Source organism: Rhodopseudomonas julia (assembly GCF_030813515.1).
GTDB classification, from domain to species: Bacteria; Pseudomonadota; Alphaproteobacteria; order Rhizobiales; family Afifellaceae; genus Afifella; species Afifella julia.
On the sequence record NZ_JAUSUK010000002.1, the window covers coordinates 833,588 to 849,372 of the forward strand.

16 protein-coding genes and 1 riboswitch are annotated in these 15,785 nt (G+C 63.5%); of the genes, 10 read left to right on the forward strand and 6 right to left on the reverse strand.

From position 1 onward, the window contains the following. Positions 1–23 precede the first annotated feature (23 nt). A complete protein-coding gene (locus J2R99_RS13145) occupies positions 24–2,345 on the forward strand; it encodes a xanthine dehydrogenase family protein molybdopterin-binding subunit (RefSeq protein ID WP_307154899.1) in 2,322 nt (773 codons plus the stop codon). Between the two features lie 63 nt (positions 2,346–2,408). Beyond that, positions 2,409–3,335 (forward strand): DMT family transporter, encoded by a 927-nt coding sequence (locus J2R99_RS13150; protein ID WP_307154900.1) that lies wholly within the window; start codon positions 2,409–2,411, stop codon positions 3,333–3,335. 12 nt (positions 3,336–3,347) lie between these two features. On the opposite strand, the gene J2R99_RS13155 is transcribed toward J2R99_RS13150, so the two are convergent. Next, entirely contained in the window at positions 3,348–3,584 is a 237-nt protein-coding gene (locus J2R99_RS13155; RefSeq protein ID WP_092811211.1) for an Lrp/AsnC ligand binding domain-containing protein, read from the reverse strand. Between the two features lie 99 nt (positions 3,585–3,683). Continuing rightward, a riboswitch (TPP riboswitch) is annotated at positions 3,684–3,794 on the forward strand. 55 nt (positions 3,795–3,849) lie between these two features. Between J2R99_RS13155 and thiM the strand changes: the two genes are divergently transcribed. The 4 genes from thiM to J2R99_RS13175 are packed head-to-tail and all read left to right on the forward strand — an operon-like array spanning position 3,850 to position 7,206. Next, positions 3,850–4,671, forward strand: coding sequence for a hydroxyethylthiazole kinase (gene thiM / locus J2R99_RS13160; protein ID WP_307154901.1), 822 nt, complete (start codon positions 3,850–3,852; stop codon positions 4,669–4,671). Beyond that, positions 4,668–5,321: a thiamine phosphate synthase gene (thiE, locus tag J2R99_RS13165; protein WP_370872368.1), complete on the forward strand. Its 654-nt coding sequence runs from the start codon at positions 4,668–4,670 to the stop codon at positions 5,319–5,321. The genes thiM and thiE overlap by 4 nt, the downstream gene beginning before the upstream one ends. Next, entirely contained in the window at positions 5,318–6,124 is an 807-nt protein-coding gene (gene thiD, locus J2R99_RS13170) for a bifunctional hydroxymethylpyrimidine kinase/phosphomethylpyrimidine kinase (protein ID WP_307154902.1), read from the forward strand. The genes thiE and thiD overlap by 4 nt, the downstream gene beginning before the upstream one ends. Further along, positions 6,121–7,206: a TRAP transporter substrate-binding protein gene (locus J2R99_RS13175; protein WP_307154903.1), complete on the forward strand. Its 1,086-nt coding sequence runs from the start codon at positions 6,121–6,123 to the stop codon at positions 7,204–7,206. The genes thiD and J2R99_RS13175 overlap by 4 nt, the downstream gene beginning before the upstream one ends. 1 nt (position 7,207) lies before the next feature. On the opposite strand, the gene J2R99_RS13180 is transcribed toward J2R99_RS13175, so the two are convergent. Genes J2R99_RS13180 through J2R99_RS13190 form a run of 3 tightly spaced genes read right to left on the reverse strand, consistent with a single transcriptional unit; the run spans position 7,208 to position 9,609 of the window. Beyond that, a complete protein-coding gene (locus J2R99_RS13180; RefSeq protein WP_307154904.1) occupies positions 7,208–7,357 on the reverse strand; it encodes a hypothetical protein in 150 nt (49 codons plus the stop codon). A 7-nt stretch (positions 7,358–7,364) separates the two neighbouring features. Beyond that, a complete protein-coding gene (locus J2R99_RS13185; RefSeq protein ID WP_307154905.1) occupies positions 7,365–8,567 on the reverse strand; it encodes a YeeE/YedE family protein in 1,203 nt (400 codons plus the stop codon). Between the two features lie 40 nt (positions 8,568–8,607). Beyond that, on the reverse strand, positions 8,608–9,609 hold the full coding sequence (locus J2R99_RS13190) for a sulfurtransferase (protein WP_307154906.1): 1,002 nt from the start codon (positions 9,607–9,609) through the stop codon (positions 8,608–8,610). A 497-nt stretch (positions 9,610–10,106) separates the two neighbouring features. Between J2R99_RS13190 and J2R99_RS13195 the strand changes: the two genes are divergently transcribed. Continuing rightward, complete coding sequence (locus J2R99_RS13195) at positions 10,107–11,372, forward strand: OmpP1/FadL family transporter (RefSeq protein ID WP_307154907.1); 1,266 nt, start codon at positions 10,107–10,109, stop codon at positions 11,370–11,372. A gap of 143 nt (positions 11,373–11,515) precedes the next feature. Here the strand turns inward: J2R99_RS13195 and J2R99_RS13200 are convergent, their stop codons facing one another. After that, positions 11,516–12,292 (reverse strand): SDR family oxidoreductase, encoded by a 777-nt coding sequence (locus tag J2R99_RS13200; RefSeq protein ID WP_307154908.1) that lies wholly within the window; start codon positions 12,290–12,292, stop codon positions 11,516–11,518. Between the two features lie 150 nt (positions 12,293–12,442). On the opposite strand from J2R99_RS13200, the gene J2R99_RS13205 reads away from it, so the two are divergent. From J2R99_RS13205 to J2R99_RS13215, 3 genes are all read left to right on the forward strand, one after another. Continuing rightward, positions 12,443–13,243 (forward strand): UDP-2,3-diacylglucosamine diphosphatase, encoded by an 801-nt coding sequence (locus tag J2R99_RS13205; protein ID WP_307154909.1) that lies wholly within the window; start codon positions 12,443–12,445, stop codon positions 13,241–13,243. 10 nt (positions 13,244–13,253) lie between these two features. Continuing rightward, on the forward strand, positions 13,254–14,276 hold the full coding sequence (locus tag J2R99_RS13210; RefSeq protein WP_307154910.1) for a glycosyltransferase family 4 protein: 1,023 nt from the start codon (positions 13,254–13,256) through the stop codon (positions 14,274–14,276). 134 nt (positions 14,277–14,410) lie between these two features. Next, positions 14,411–15,337, forward strand: a complete 927-nt coding sequence (locus J2R99_RS13215) for a threonine ammonia-lyase (RefSeq protein ID WP_307154911.1) — start codon at positions 14,411–14,413, stop codon at positions 15,335–15,337. Here J2R99_RS13215 and J2R99_RS13220 read toward each other — a convergent pair. Beyond that, positions 15,334–15,762 (reverse strand): hypothetical protein, encoded by a 429-nt coding sequence (locus J2R99_RS13220; RefSeq protein WP_307154912.1) that lies wholly within the window; start codon positions 15,760–15,762, stop codon positions 15,334–15,336. The two genes, J2R99_RS13215 and J2R99_RS13220, sit on opposite strands and share 4 nt — an antisense overlap. Positions 15,763–15,785 lie beyond the last annotated feature (23 nt).

Genomic DNA, 15,785 nt, shown 5'->3' on the forward strand with positions numbered 1-15,785 from the left:
TTTCATGACGGATAATTGCGCTAATGACCGATATGGCACCGCCAAAGTTTGGCATGGGCGCGCGGGTGCGCCGTGTCGAGGATGAGGCTCTCATTCGTGGTGAGGGCCGCTATACGACCGACGTGAAGCCGGCCGGCACGCTTGCCGCCTTCGTCCTGCGTTCGCCGCTCGCGCATGCTCGCTTCGAGGCGCCGCGTATTGGTGAGGCGCAAAAGGCGGATGGCGTGAAGCTCGTGTGGACAGCGGCGGATGTCGCCGACATGGCCGCCATGCCCTGTCTCGGATCCGGGCCGGTCAAGGGCGAAATGCGCAAGGCCGAGGTGCCGGTTCTTTGCGATGGCGTGGTCCGGCATGTCGGTGATGCTGTCGCTTTCGTTGTTGCCGATACAATCGAGAATGCGCGCGCGGCGGCGGAACTGATCGAAATCGACTACGAGCCTCTGCCTGTCGCGATCGGCACCGATCGGCTGCTTGAGGCGGATACGCCCCTCGTCTGGCCCGAGCACCGGACGAATCTTGCCTTCGAGTATGAGGTGGGAGATGCGGCGGCGACGGAGGCGGCTTTCGCCAAGGCCGACAAGGTCGCGCGGCTCAGCCTCGTCAACAACCGCCTCGTCTGCAACTATATCGAGCCTCGTGCGATCGTTGCCGAATACGACCTGGAGCAGGAACGCTGGACGCTGACGGTCGGCTCGCAGGGCGTGCATGGCATGCGCAAGGCGATCTCCAAAGCGATGCAGGTGGACCCGTCGCGCTTTCGTGTCGTCACGCCGGAGGTCGGCGGCGGCTTCGGCCCCAAAATGTTCGCCTACCGGGAATATCCGCTCGCTGCCAAAGCGGCCTCAGTGCTCGGACAACCGGTGCGCTGGGTCTGCGACCGCAACGAGCATTTTCAGTCGGATGTGCAAGGCCGCGACAACCTCGCGGAGGCGGCCATGGCGCTTGATCGAGACGGCCGCATCCTCGCCATGAAGGTCGATCTCACAGCCAATATGGGCGCCTATCTCTCGCAGTTCGGGCCATACATTCCGTGGGTCGGGATTTCGATGACGACCGGCCTTTACGATATCGACATCGCCCATGTGAGCGTCAAAGGCGTTTATTCGAACACTGTGCCGGTCGATGCTTATCGTGGTGCTGGGCGCCCCGAAGCGGCGTTTCTCTTGGAGCGGCTGATCGACGAGGCTGCCCGGGTGGCCGGTCTCGCTCCCGAGGAAATCCGGCGGCGCAACTTCATTCGGCCGGAGCAATTGCCCTACGAGACTGTCACCGGGCGGTTGTATGATACAGGCGAATTTGCCGGGCATCTGGAACGGGCGCTGGAGATGTCGGACCGTCTCGGATTCGAGGCGCGAGCTGCAGAGAGCAAGGCGCGCGGGCGGCTCAGGGGCATCGGGATGGCGAGCTATGTCGAGGCCTGCGCCTTCGCCGGCTCCGAACCGGCGAAGGTCGTTCTCGAAGACGACGGCCATGTGGCGCTCTTCATCGGCACGCAGGCGAGCGGGCAGGGACACCGCACGGCCTATGCCCAGTTCGTGGCCGAGCGGCTCGGCCTCGATCTCGATCAGATCCGGGTGCATCAGGGCGATACCGATGCGCTGGAGACCGGCGGCGGCACGGGCGGCTCACGTTCCATCCCGCTCGGCGGTCCGTCCGTGCGGATCGCATCGGACAATCTTGCGGAAAAGCTCAAGGATCTGGCGGCCGATGCGCTGGAAGCGGCTGCGGGCGATATCGAGCTTGCCGCCGGAGAGGCGCGGATCGTCGGGACCGACCGGACGATTTCCTTCGCCGATCTCGCGGCGCAAGCGGGCGACCGGGAGAAGGTGGCCGCCGTCGGGGAATTCAAGCAGGCGGAAGCCACTTACCCCAACGGCACGCATGTCTGCGAATTGGAGATCGATCCGGAGACGGGCAGCGCACGCATCGAACGCTACACCATCGTTGATGATTTTGGGGTCACCGTGAATCCCATGCTGCTCGAGGGCCAGGTGCATGGCGGTGTGGTGCAGAGCATCGGCCAGGTGCTTCTGGAGAACACGGTCTATGACGAAGACGGGCAGCTTCTGACGGCAAGCTTCAGCGACTATGCCATGCCGCGCGCCTGGGACACTGTCTCCTTCCATTTCGAGACGCGCAACGTGCCTTCCACGCACAATGCTTTGGGCATCAAAGGTGCCGGCGAGGCGGGAACGATCGGGGCGACGCCCGCGGTCATGAATGCCGTTGTCGATGCGCTTTATCGAGAGTACGGGATCCGCCATCTCGACCTGCCGGCGACACCGCTGCGGGTGTGGAATGCCATTCAAGCCGCGAAGGCGGCGCTCCCCGGACAACGAGGCTAGGGTGACCAAAGACGAAGCGGACTGCCGGCGTAGAGCGCGGCAGAGCCGAGGCGGTGGCCCATCGTGACCACAGCGACCCGTGCCATCATTCTCAAGGTCAGCTCGACCATTGCTTTCGCGCTCATGCTTTCATGCATCAAGCTCGTCGGCGAGCGCGTGCCGACCGGGGAGATCGTGTTCTTTCGCTCCGCCTTTGCGCTCGTTCCGCTTCTCGGCATGCTCGCCTGGCAGAACAAGCTCAAAGAGGCGGTGCGCACCAAGGATCCCTGGAGCCATGCCCGTCGCGGCCTCATCGGGGTGACGACGATGATGCTGTGGTTTGCCGGCGTCCAGCGTTTGCCGCTGCCCGAATCCATGGCGATCAGCTATGGCGCGCCTTTGATGATCGTCGTCTTAGGCGCAGTGATCCTTCACGAAACGGTGCGCATTTATCGTTCGACCGCCGTGGCGGTCGGTTTCGTCGGCATCATGATCGTGCTGTGGCCACGCTTCGACCTTCTGTCGAGCGGTGAACTCGGCGGACGCGAGTTCGTCGGTTCGCTCTGCGCGCTCGGCTCCATGGTGCTGACGGCGGTGGTCGCGATCCTCATCCGGAAGATGACGGCGACGGAATCGACCTCCGCCATCGTCTTCTATTTTTCGGTGACGTGCACGGTGGTGGCGCTTCTGACCATCCCGTTCGGATGGGTCATGCCCGATAGGGAAGAGATGATCCTTCTGACCCTCTGCGGGCTCTTCGGCGGCCTGGGGCAGATCACCCTGACGGCCGCCTATCGTCATGCCGAGACGTCGACGATTGCGCCTTTCGAGTACGCCTCGATGATTTGGGGCACGATCGCCGGCTATCTGCTCTTCAATGAGATCCCGGGAATGAACGTCGCCGTGGGCGGCGCGGTCGTCATCGCTGCCGGCATCTTCATCATCTACCGCGAGCACCAATTGGGGCTGGAGCGGCGAAAGATGCGCAAGTTGTCGACGCCGCAGGGTTGAGGCGGATGAGCCTCAGAATGCCTTGAAGGTGGGAATCGTTTTTGTGTCCTGGATGCCCTCGATGACGTGCACTTTCTCCTGAACGAAGCGGCCGATGTCATCGTCTGGGTTCAGGTAGAATTTCGCCAGAAGGTCGTAATCGCCTGCTGTGGAATAGATTTCGGATGCGATCTCGGCATCGGCCAAGGCGGTGGCGACCTGGTAGGCCTGGCCGAGCTGGCATTTGATAAGTACGAAAAACGGGGTCATGGGCTGTCTCCTTGGCGCGGAGAAAACCGCAACTGTCCGGTCCCGGCAAGTGCCAAGCCGCCGATGCTTGCAAAGCGCCTCACAGACCACTAGATCGGGAGGCGTCTCAGGGGGTGCCGCTGCAATCTGCGGGCGGCTGAGAGGCGATCCGGCCAACCCCTCGAACCTGATCCGGTTAACACCGGCGGAGGGATGGGATGATGCCGAGAAATCCTCGTCGTTCATTTGCTTCCGCTTCGGGCCGGGTCCGAAGTGGGAGAATTCAATGGCTATGACGATCGACGAGGTTTTTGTGGCGCTGACGGATCTCCGGGCGCGCCAGCCTCTCGTCCAAAACATCACCAATTTCGTTTCGATGAGCGTCTCCGCCAACGCGCTCCTCGCACTCGGGGCATCGCCGGCTATGGTGCATGCCGAGGAAGAGGTCGGCGATTTCGCCAAGCTCGCGGATGCGCTCGTCGTCAATATCGGAACGTTGTCGCCTGCCTGGCTGCGCGCCATGAAAAAGGCGGCCGAGGCGATGGGGGAGCAGCAGAAGCCCTGGGTGCTCGACCCGGTGGCGACGGGCGCGACGCCTTATCGAAGCGAGGCCGCGAGCACGCTTTTGTCGCTGCGGCCGACGATCGTGCGCGGCAATGCGAGCGAGATCATGAGCCTTGCAGGCGAGGCCGGCGCACTCGGCAAGGGTGTCGATTCTCTGGCCGGGTCCGACCAGGCGGTCGAGGCGGCGAAGGCGCTGGCGCGGACATCGGGAAGTGTCGTCGCCGTCACCGGCACGACCGATTACGCGACGGATGGGGAAGAGGTGGTTTCGGTCACCGGCGGGCATGCGCTCATGCCGCGCTCAACCGCCCTCGGCTGTGCACTGTCTGCCTGCGTCGCCGCTTTCTCGGCCGTGCGGCCGCCACTTGCAGCGGCCACCGCTGGGCTCGCCGTTTATGCTGCCGCGGGGCGGATCGCCGGGGAGCGATGCGACAACGGGCCCGGGCATCTGCCGGCAGAGCTTTGCGACGCGCTTTTCCGCATGGACAAGGATCTTCTTGCTGCCCATTGCGCTATCGGAGCCGGAAGCGGGGAGGCCGAATGATGCGCCATCCCTTCGATCTCTCGCTTTACCTCGTCACCGATCCGAAGCTCTGCGGTTCGCGCGATTTCTTCGAGACGGTCGCTGCGGCCGTTGAAGGCGGCGTGACGCTGGTGCAGCTGCGCGATCCCGATGCCGGCACGCGCGAGCTCGTTGCCATTGCGCGCCGGCTCAAGGCCTTGCTGCAGCCCACGGGCGTGCCGCTCATCGTCAATGACCGCATCGATGTGGCCCTCGCGGCCGAGGCTGACGGTGTGCATCTCGGCCAGAGTGATATGGATGGCGCCGATGCAAGGCGGCTGATCGGCGAGGAACGGATCCTGGGCATTTCCGTCGGCAATGCGTCGGAACACGAGGCGTCCCGAGACGCTCTCGCCGGCGCCGATTATATCGGGGTCGGGCCGGTCTACACGACGGCCACCAAGCCCAATGCCGGGGCTGCCATCGGGCTGAAGGGTCTCGCCGCGGTCACGCGAGCCGTCGGGCTTCGCTCCGTCGCCATCGGGGGGATCGGCACTGCCAATGCCGCGGAATGCATCGCTGCCGGGGCCGAGGGCGTTGCCGTCGTATCTGCCATCATGGGCGCCGACGACCCACAAGCCGCCGCCCGGACGCTTCTGGAACACATTCGTACAGCGAAGGACACACAATGACTGCCATCGCACTTTCGATCGCAGGAACGGACCCGACGAGCGGCGCCGGCATCCAGGCCGACCTCAAGACTTTTTCCGCGCTCGGCGTCTACGGCGCGACGGTGATCACGGCGCTGGTCGCCCAGAACACGTGTGGTGTGAGAGCCATTCATGACGTGCCCGCGGATTTCGTGGCGGCCGAGATCGATGCGGTCTTCTCCGATCTTGCGGTCGGGGCGACCAAGATCGGCATGCTTTCGAAGCCTGAGGTCATCGAGACGGTGGCCGAGGGTCTGACGCGTTGGGAGCCCGGCCCCGTCGTGCTCGACCCGGTAATGGTTGCCGCTTCCGGCGATCCGCTCATCGCCGATGAGGCGGTCACGAGCCTGCGCGAGAGACTTTTCCCGCTTGCCGCCGTGATCACGCCCAATCTGATGGAAGCGGCGCGCCTTCTCGACGAGGAACTCGCGCAAGATGCCGACGCCATGCTGCGACAGGCGAAGGCGCTTGCAGATTTCGGCGCCGGGGCTGTCCTTCTCAAAGGCGGGCATGGCAATGGCGACGAAGCCGCGGATCTGTTGTGGGTCGACGACGCGGCCCATTGGTTCAGCGCGCCGCGCATCGAAACCAAGAATACGCACGGCACGGGCTGCACGTTGTCATCGGCCATCGCGGCCGGACTTGCCAATGGGCTCGGCCTGCCGGAGGCGGTCGATGCCGCCAAGGCCTATGTCCACAACGCCATTATCAATGCGGACCTCCTGGAGGTCGGGAAAGGACATGGACCGGTTCACCATTTCTACCGGCAATGGAGGAACGGATGAGCTCTGGCAACGCCCTGAGCCGGCGCAGCCTTCTTGCCGGAGGGGTGGTGGCTGCAGGTGCCGGCGCACTCGCCCGGCCGGCGATCGCGCAAAGTCGTATCGAATGGTCGATGGTCACGTCGTGGCCGAAGAACCTGCCGGGTCCCGGCGTTTCGGCGGAACGGATCGCGCGCGATATCGAGATCGCGTCCGGCGGGCGCATGGTCGTGCAGGTGCATGCCGCCGGCGAGATCGTCCCGGCACTTGCTGTCTTCGATGCGGTGTCTGAAGGCACTGCGGAAATGGCGCACACCGCTTCTTTGTTCTGGGCCGGCAAAGCGAACGTCGCTCCCGTCTTTACAGCGGCACCTTTCGGCCTCACGCCGTTGGAGCATATCACCTGGATCGACCATGGCGGCGGCCAGGCGCTGTGGGACAAGCTCTATCGTCCTTTCGGGGTGAAGCCGTTCATGGCAGGAAACACCGGCTTTCAGATGGGCGGCTGGTATCGGCGCGAGATCAACTCGCTCGACGATTTCAAAGGCCTCAAGATCCGCATGCCGGGCCTCGGTGGCGAGGTCGCGCGCCGGCTTGGGGCGACGCCCGTGTCGCTGCCGGCATCGGAGATCCTGCCGGCACTGCAATCGGGTACGATCGACGCGACGGAGTTTCTTGGGCCCTGGTCGGATCTTGCCATGGGATTCTGGCAGGTTGCCAAGAATTATTACTGGCCCGGCTTTCACGAGCCGAATGGTACCGGTGAGGGCCTCGTCTCGATCTCCGCCTGGCAGACATTGCCGGACGATCTCAAGGCCGTCGTGCGCCATGTCCTCGCGGTGGAGAATATCCGCGGCCTGGGCGAGGCCGAGTGGGAGAATGCTCGAGCTCTCGAGCAGCTCAAGCAAGACAAGGGTGTCGTGCTCAGACGTTTCCCGGACGATTTTCTGAGCGCCGCGCGGCAAGCGTCCGACGAGGTCTTCGATGACCTTGCCGAGGACGGTGGCGTGTCGGGTGAGATCGTCGACAGTTACCGCTCCGCACGGGCACGGATGCAACCCTGGTCGGAAGTGAGCGAGGCGGCGCTTCTCGCCGCCCGCCGCTGATTTATCGCGTCGAAGGGCAGGGAGCGCCGCAAGGGGCGCAGGCCACGACGTCGCTGGTGCCGCTCTGACTAAGAGGGGGCGACAGGAGATGGTCGGCAAGAACGAGCAGCAGCCCGAGCGTGACGAAGCCGAAAAGAAGATAACGCGCCATCACCGCCTCAATTCGCCAGACCGAAAGCCGGCCGCAGCCGAATGCCGATCAGGGTGCCGAGGAAAGCCGAGGCGAACCAGATCCAGCCATGCAGCGAGCCCGAGGCGATGCCGCCGAGGAAGGCTCCGATGTTGCAGCCGAAGCCGAGGCGGGCGCCGTAGCCCATCAAGAGCCCACCGATGACGGCGGCAAGCGCGGATTTCGCACTCGGGAGAGGCGCCTTGGCGAAAGACCCTGCAAGAGCCGCAGCCGCCATTGCGCCGAGCACGAGACCGATATTCATCACCGACGTGACATCGGCGAGAAGCGAAGTGTGCAGCGCCTGATCGCCTTTCGGCCACTGCCAGAACTCATAAGCCGACATGTCGATGCCGATCGCCTGCGCCGCCTTCGCGCCCCACAGAGCGAAACCATAAGTGATCGTCCAGGGATGGCCGGCGATGAGGAGCGTCAGAAGGTTGAGTACGACGAGTGCGCCACCGGCCCACAGAAGCGGCCAGGGTCCGCGCCAGAAATGCCCGGGCTTCCTGGCGGGGGCCATGAAGTTCGCCCGCTTTTCCATGGCGAAGGTGAGGGCGCCGACAAGCGCCAGACCTACGAAGATCGCGACGATCGCGCCCGGTACGGTCAAAAACTCGGCGAGATTGACCGGATCGAAGCCCGGCTGGTCGAGCCACCAGGGGAGCTGAATAGAGCCGACGACCGAGCCGATGATGAACGCGACGAGCGTGATCAGCATCCGCCCCGAGCCGCCGCCGAGGGTGAAAAGCGTGCCCGACCCGCAGCCATTGGCGAGCTGCATGCCGAGACCGAAGAGGAATGAGCCGACGATGAGCGAGGTGCCGACCGGTGCGATCGCGCCCTGGACGGTCAAACCAGGCACCATCCCGTTGATCAAGGGGATGAATAAGAGCGCCGTGAAGGCAATCACCCAGAGCTGGGCTCGGAGCCCGCGCCCATCGCTCTTGGTCACGCAATTGCGCCATCCGGCGGTGAAGCCGAAGGCGCCATGAAGGAGCGCCGCGCCAAGGCCTGCGCCGATCAAGAACAGCGAGGCCATCTTCGGTGAGACCTCGTAGCCGATGATCAGCGTGCCGAGGAGGAGGGCGGCGGCCGCGAAGGCGAGGGCGGAGCGGTCGATCGCGGCGACGATTTCGGCAGCGGACGCGGGCGCTCCGCTCGCTCGCGCCGTTTCAGCTGAGACGGACATTCAATCTCTCAGGTTGTGACGTAGACGGGAGATGGTGGGGTCAGCCGTTGCCGTTCCACCAGGCCTTGATGTCGTCGAGGCGGCTGCGCTCGCTCTCGACCGGATTGTCGGGATTTTCCGTCCAACCCACCATGGAATCATCGTAGAGCGTCACGTTCTTGTGGCCGAGAACTTCCGACAGAACGAACCAGTTCATCGATGCCCAGTGGCCGGTGTTGCAATAGCTCACCACCTCGGCCTTCGACTGCGCCGCGGCCTCCGGCAGCAGCGATGCGGCGACCGTCTGCGGAACGAGCTTGCCAGTTGCTGGATCGAAGAAGACCGACTGGTCGAGATTGATGGCGCCCGGGAGGTGGCCGAAGCGCTTCGCCGCCGGGTGCTTTTCCTTGCCCTTGAACTGTTCGGGCGGACGTCCATCGAGGAGAACGGTCGAGCCGTCATCGAGATGCGAACGGACGTCATCGCTCGAGACAAGCAGTTCCGGCCGCAGATTGGCCTTGAAGTCGGCCGCGACGACATCGGGCTGGTCCGTCTCAAGCGTGGTGCTCGGGTCGGCATTCCAGGCGCGGTATCCGCCATTCAGAATGGCCAGATGATCGAGCCCGGCGAGCTTGAGCGTCCAATAGATGCGCGTGGCACCGCCGAATTCGCTAGAGCTCGAGGCAGATGGAACGATGACGACGGTTTCGTCGCCGGAGATACCGAGACTGCCGATATGTTTTTCGAGAGCTGAAAGCTCCGGAAGCTGCCCGGGAACGCCGTCCCGCGTCGCACGCCAGCCACCGGGATAGGGTGCGTTGACGGCGCCCGGAATGTGGCCTTCCGCGTAAGGATCCGATCCGTCCGCCTGGCCCCTCGTATCGAGAATGACGAGATCTGGCTGGTCCAGATTGGCTTTGAGCCAGTCGACCTCCACAAGTGGCCCAGGAACTTCGGCCGCGTGGGAGTGGCCGACGAAGCTGAAGCACGCTGCGGCCGTGAGAACGATAGCGGCCGCCAGTTCCACAGGAACCAGCCGGCCGAAAAAGCGATGATGGGTCAATGTGACCTCCGAAAATTGACGAGGCGCCCAACCAGGGGGGAGGAGTGGCGCCAACCAGCGTCATCGGTGATGACGGAAACTGAGAACGGTTCTCAATGTAGGGCGGAGATAGTGCCCTCCCAAAGCATGCCGATGCGCCTTGCGGCGACAGAGCGCATCTCTGTCCTGCCGAGCGGACAATCGGGAGAAAGTTATTCGCTCACTCGCGGTGAGGCATTCCGCGCGCCGCTTTGCCGGCGCACTTCTGGCTTGTCTGACCCGAGTTGTATGTGTGTGGCGCTTCTGGGTGAAGCGTAGAGATGTGCGAGCTCAACGCGCCGAACTCGAAGAAATATTGCTTCACTAGACTTACGCGACGGCAATTGTGGCGGTTTTGTCACAATCGCTTACCGAAGACGCTGAGCACGTCGGGTGTCAGCGTTCCGCGATTGCTTGTCCTAAAGACGCATGGCTTAGTGCCGCCACATATGAGCCATACGAATCGGGGGAGGGAGCGAATGCACAATCTGAAGAGGCATCTTGGCCATAGCGTGGCCGTCGCCGCACTCGTCGCGGTGACGACGACCAGCATGGCGCATGCGGGCGCATTCGCGCTGCGTGAGCAGAGTGCTTATGGCCAGGGTATGGCCTTTGCAGGCATGGCCGCCGGCGGCAGCCTGTCTTCGATGTTCTGGAACCCGGCGACCTTGAGCGCCGTAATGGGCTTCCAGAGCGAGAGCGTGATTTCCTATATCGCGCCGCGGTCGGAGGTCGATGTTCTCTCGCCATTCCCGCAGAACGAAGGGGATATTGCCGAGAACGCGGCGGTGCCCGCTTCTTATTATGGCTACCGGGTGAACGACAACGTCATCCTCGGCCTCGGCATCAATGCGCCCTTCGGGCTTGCGACGAAATACGATTACAACTCGCTCATTCGCAGCAGCGGTATCGCGGGCACGACCGAAGTCTTTACGATGGCAGCCAACCCGGTCGTTGCCTACCAGTTCAATGATTACCTCACCGTCGCCGTCGGCGCCGTCGTGGAATACGCCAATGTCCGCCTGACCGGGCAGGCTCTTCCTGTCTTCGGCGTCTCGGCTCTCGACGATGCTGACGATATTGGTTTTGGTGTCACCGCCGGTATCCAGATCAAACCGATGGATGGTACGGAGATTGGTATCGGTTACCGCTCCCGCATCGATCACGATATCGAGGGCCCACTCGTCACCCAGATCGGCACGTTCAATGTCGAAGCGGACGGCTTCGATCTGCCGGACAAAGTGAGCGTGGGTCTGCGTCAGCGTATCATGGACGGTTTCCGGCTGACGGCCGGCATCGAATGGGCGAACTGGAGCCGTTTCGAGACCGTCACGTTGAGCGGCGCGCCGGCGGAGATCCCGCTCGGTTTCGAGTACGAAGACAGCTGGTATTTCGCCCTCGGTGGCGAATATGACGTCAATCCGGACCTGACGGTGCGAGCCGGCGTGGCACGTGAATTGTCGCCGAACGACAATGCCAACCGCTCCTTCCGCCTGCCGGACAACGATCGCTGGTGGTTCTCCGCTGGTGCGAGCTACCAGGCGACCGAGCGGTTCTCCTTCGACGTCGGCTATTCCTACATCATGGCCGATGACACGGACCTCGTTTCGGCGGCCGCCGGGGGCCCGCTCTCCAACGGACCTTTCAGCGGCACTTCGGATGGCTCCGTGCACATCCTGTCGGCGGCTTTGAAGATGAAGTTCGGCGGCCCGCGCGCAGAAGAGCCGATCGTCGCCAAATACTGAGACTTCGTCGGAGTCCTGGGATTCGGAAGGGGCCGGGTGACCGGCCCCTTTTTCGTTGCTGCGGCAGATCAAAGCGCAGCTTTTGCCGGTATGCCTCCATCCGCCCGAAATGCCTCGCAGCGTTCGACTGTGCGTTTCGGGGCTCAAAAGGCGGTCGGGAGGAGACCTCCGTCGACCCGGAAATTCTGCCCGGTGATGTAGCCGGCATTTGCCGAACAGAGGAACGCCGCGAGCTGGCCGAATTCTTCCGGCGTTCCAAAGCGCCCTGCGGGAATTGCGGCAGCCTCGCGCTTTGCTGCTTCGTCTTCGCTGATCCCAGCCTTTTTCGCCTGCCAGGAAAGTCCCGCGCGAAGCCGGTCCGTGTCCATCTTGCCAGGCAGGATGTTGTTGACGGTGACGTTGTGGGAGGCAAATTCGCGGCAGACACCGGCGAGGAAGGCCGTCAAACCAGCACGGGCGCCGGAGGAAAGGTCGAGCCCCGGGATCGGCATCAGCACCGACAGGGAGGTGATGTTGACGATCCGCCCGAAGCCGCGTTCGACCATGCCGTCGGCGACGGCCTGAATGAGTTCGATCGGGGTCACCATGTTCTGGGTGACGCCCTTGAGCATGTCGTCGCGGGTCAACTCGCGGAAGCCGCGCCGGGGCGGGCCGCCATTGTTGTTGATCAAGATATCCACCGCTTTTGCCGCAGCAAGGACACGTTCCTGTCCCTCGCGGCTGCTGATATCGGCGGCGACCGTGGTGACGTCCGCGCCCAAACGGCGGAGATCGCTTGCCGCTTCCTCCAGGCTTGCCTCGTTGCGCGCGTTGATCACGAGCCGGCAGCCGGCTTTGGCGAGTGCTTCCGCACAGCCTTTGCCCAGCCCGCGGCTTGAGGCGCATACGACGGCTGTGCGTCCTTCGATGCCGAGATCCATGACGTTCTCCTGTCTTTGTTGTCGTTTCCTAGGGGAGGCGGCTCTTCATTCCAGCGCGGGACGCCCTGCCGCAGCTTTGCGTCGACCAATGTCACACAACTGATACCTGAATCGGGTTTTTCATGCCTGAAAGACATGGGAAGCACGGCGATGGCTCCGCCAAATCATTTCCGGACATTGTTTCTGTCCGACATTCATCTCGGCACGCGAGGATGCCAGGCCGAGCTCTTGTTGGAGTTTCTGAAGGTGCATGACGCCGAGACGATCTATCTCGTGGGAGATATCGTCGATGGCTGGCGCCTGCGCCGAGGCTGGTACTGGCCCCAGCACCACAACGACGTGGTGCAGAAGCTTCTGCGCAAGGGCCGGAAGGGCGCCAAACTCGTCTATATCCCGGGCAACCACGACGAATTCTTGCGCGGCTATCTCGGCAGCCATTTCGGTGGCATCGAAGTGTGCGACAGCGTCATCCACGAGACGGCCGACGGGCGCCGCTTCCTGATCATTCACGGTGACCAGTTCGACGTTGTCGTACGCCACGCCAGATGGCTCGCCTTCCTGGGTGACTGGGCCTATGTCACGGCTCTCGGCGTCAACACCTATGTCAATCAGATGCGGCGCGCGCTCGGCTTTTCCTACTGGTCGCTGTCGGCGTGGGCGAAGCTGAAGGTCAAGAACGCCGTGAACTTCATCGGTGCGTTCGAAGAAGCACTCTCGGCCGAAGCGCAACGCCAGGGCGCCGACGGGGTCGTGTGCGGGCATATCCATCACGCGGCCATTCGAGACGACAGCAATGGCGTCAAATACGTGAATTGCGGTGACTGGGTCGAAAGCTGCACGGCGGTTGCGGAACATCATGACGGTCGGATGGAGATCATCCGCTGGTCGGAAATGATGCGGGCCGCCACGTTGAACGAGCCGCATCACGCTCCCACACCGGTTGCTGCCTGAGCATGACCCGATGAGGCTTGTCATCGTAACCGACGCCTGGTTCCCCCAGGTCAACGGGGTTGTGCGCTCGCTCAAGCGGGTCGTCGACATTCTGAGTGAGGGCGGGGACGAGGTCACCGTGATCGCGCCCGAACGCTTTTCCACGCTGCCGATGCCCACCTATCCGGACATCCGCCTTTCCGTGACGACGAAGACGCGCGTCGGCCGGATGATCGAGGCGGCGCGCCCCGATTGCATTCACATCGCCACCGAGGGGCCTCTCGGTTTCCTTGCGCGACGCCATTGTCTGAAGACAGGACAGCGCTTCACGACGAGCTATCACACCAAGTTTCCCGAATATGTGCGTGCGCGAGCGCCCGTTCCGCTCGGGGCGCTCTATGGGATGATGCGCTGGTTCCACAATGCCGCCGCCGGCTGCATGGTCGCGACCCCCTCTCTCGAGGCCGAGCTGACTGCACGTGGCTTTCACAATCTCATGCGCTGGTCGCGCGGGGTCGATTCGCATCTTTTCCATCCGCGTCCAGGGGCCGACCTCGGATTGCCGCGCCCGGTGTTTTTGAATGTCGGACGTGTTGCGGTGGAAAAGAACCTTGCGGCATTCACCTCGCTCGATCTGCCGGGTTCCAAGGTTGTGGTCGGCGACGGACCGGCTCTCGCCGATCTGAAGGCGCGCCATCCGGACGTGCATTTCCTTGGAGCCCTGGAAGGCGAGGACCTCGCCCGTGCCTATGCGGCCGCCGACGTGTTCGTCTTTCCGAGCCTGACGGACACGTTCGGGAACGTCCTCCTCGAAGCGCTCGCCTCCGGTTTGCCGGTGGCGGCATTTCCCGTCACCGGCCCAAACGATGTGATCGTGGAACCGGAGATCGGGGCTTTGAGCCAGGATCTGCGGGCTGCGGCGCTTCAGTGCCTGGATCTTTCGGGAGAGGCGGCGCGCGCTTACGCGACGCGCTTCAGCTGGGATGCGAGTGTGCAAGAATTCCGGGAGAACCTCGTCAAGGCACAGGGGCCCGACTGCCAGCTCGCTGCCTGAAGCTGCAGAATAGCGGATACGAGACTTTTCTACCTCTTCAAAGAGGACGAAAAAGGCCTTAAGGGCGATCCATGACCCTGCCGGTTTCTCTCAACGATATCGAGGCTGCGGCCACTCGCCTACAAGGCCGAGCCATGCGCACGCCTCTCATTGCTGCGCCAGCCTTGTCGGAGCAATTCGCCGCCCGCGTCTTCTTGAAACCGGAATGCATGCAGCGGACCGGCTCCTTCAAGTTTCGCGGCGCCTATAATGCGCTGATGGCGGCGGGCGATGCCGCTGCTGGTGGTGTGGTCGCCTGTTCGTCGGGCAATCACGCCCAGGGCGTTGCGGAGGCCGCGCGCCTTGCTGGCGTTCCGGCGACAATCGTCATGCCGGAAGACGCACCGGTGGTGAAGGTCAATCGCACGCGCGCGGCCGGTGCCCGCATCATCACCTATGACCGTGCCAGCGAAGACCGCGAAGAAGTGCTTGCCGATGTCATTCGCCGTGAGGGCGGGTTCCTCATCCACCCCTACAACGACACCAAGGTCATCGCCGGGCAGGGAACGATCGGGCTCGAGATCGTTTCGGAACTTGCCAATATGCGGCTTGTCCCAGACGTCGTCATGATGCCCTGCAGCGGGGGCGGACTTGCCGCCGGCGTGTCGCTTGCGGTCACCGAGCGTGCCCCGAACTGTCGCGTCCTTGCCATGGAGCCAGAAGGCTTCGACGATTATGGCCGGTCTCTGGCCGCCGACGAGATCGTCAGCAACGAGCGAACCAGCGGCTCCGTCTGCGATGCGCTGCTGGCGCCCGCGCCGGGGGCGATCGGCTTCACCATCAATCGGGAGCGTTTGTCGGGAACGCGCACCGTGAGCGACGATGCGGCTCTTAATGCTATCGCCTTTGCTTACGAGCGTTTTCGGCTGGTGCTGGAGCCCGGTGGCGCGCTCGCGCTTGCGGCGTTGCTTTCAGGCTCTGTCGATGTGCGCGGAACGGTCGTCGTTTTGGTTCTTTCAGGTGGCAATGTCGACGACGCGGTCCTGGCGCAGGCGCTCGCCCGCTATCGCTCGGCGGCTTAGTGATTTTCCTCCGAGGCGCGGTCGCGGTCGTCCCGGCTTTCCTCCGAAGCGGTGCCGAAGGGGCGGAACTGCTTCAGTCGCTCAAGGATGTCCGCGGTCTGTCCGGCGGTCGCCGCCGCATCGGGCGCTGCATCGTGCAGCCCCGCGGCGAGCACCATCAGATCCTGGCGCGCCCGTCCCGGCGGCACCTCGCCTGCAATTCGGGTCAATTCGCGCGCGATCTGGCTCGGCTTCAACTGGGTGCGCAGGGTGCTGACATTCGTCGCAAGCCGCGTCATCGCGGTCATCAGCGAGCGGGTTTCGGTGCGACGCGAACGGCGCACATACTCCTCGAGGAAAGCGCGTCCCTTGGACGTGCTGGTCAGCGCCGACAGCATCGTCTCGTATTCGATGTCCGTCAGGCCCTTTTCGATCAGGCGCGCCATGCCTCTTCCTCTTCCAGAACGCA

What these genes read in the sequence shown, in the direction of transcription:
- J2R99_RS13205 (WP_307154909.1), top strand. Translation starts at nt 12,443, where the DNA reads ATGGCTCCGCCAAATCATTTCCGGACATTGTTTCTGTCCGACATTCAT.
- J2R99_RS13185 (WP_307154905.1), bottom strand. Translation starts at nt 8,567, where the DNA reads ATGTCCGTCTCAGCTGAAACGGCGCGAGCGAGCGGAGCGCCCGCGTCC.
- J2R99_RS13180 (WP_307154904.1), bottom strand. Translation starts at nt 7,357, where the DNA reads ATGGCGCGTTATCTTCTTTTCGGCTTCGTCACGCTCGGGCTGCTGCTC.
- J2R99_RS13220 (WP_307154912.1), bottom strand. Translation starts at nt 15,762, where the DNA reads ATGGCGCGCCTGATCGAAAAGGGCCTGACGGACATCGAATACGAGACG.
- thiD (WP_307154902.1), top strand. Translation starts at nt 5,318, where the DNA reads ATGACTGCCATCGCACTTTCGATCGCAGGAACGGACCCGACGAGCGGC.
- thiE (WP_370872368.1), top strand. Translation starts at nt 4,668, where the DNA reads ATGATGCGCCATCCCTTCGATCTCTCGCTTTACCTCGTCACCGATCCG.
- thiM (WP_307154901.1), top strand. Translation starts at nt 3,850, where the DNA reads ATGGCTATGACGATCGACGAGGTTTTTGTGGCGCTGACGGATCTCCGG.
- J2R99_RS13215 (WP_307154911.1), top strand. Translation starts at nt 14,411, where the DNA reads ATGCGCACGCCTCTCATTGCTGCGCCAGCCTTGTCGGAGCAATTCGCC.
- J2R99_RS13200 (WP_307154908.1), bottom strand. Translation starts at nt 12,292, where the DNA reads ATGGATCTCGGCATCGAAGGACGCACAGCCGTCGTATGCGCCTCAAGC.
- J2R99_RS13155 (WP_092811211.1), bottom strand. Translation starts at nt 3,584, where the DNA reads ATGACCCCGTTTTTCGTACTTATCAAATGCCAGCTCGGCCAGGCCTAC.
- J2R99_RS13195 (WP_307154907.1), top strand. Translation starts at nt 10,107, where the DNA reads ATGCACAATCTGAAGAGGCATCTTGGCCATAGCGTGGCCGTCGCCGCA.
- J2R99_RS13175 (WP_307154903.1), top strand. Translation starts at nt 6,121, where the DNA reads ATGAGCTCTGGCAACGCCCTGAGCCGGCGCAGCCTTCTTGCCGGAGGG.
- J2R99_RS13210 (WP_307154910.1), top strand. Translation starts at nt 13,254, where the DNA reads ATGAGGCTTGTCATCGTAACCGACGCCTGGTTCCCCCAGGTCAACGGG.
- J2R99_RS13145 (WP_307154899.1), top strand. Translation starts at nt 24, where the DNA reads ATGACCGATATGGCACCGCCAAAGTTTGGCATGGGCGCGCGGGTGCGC.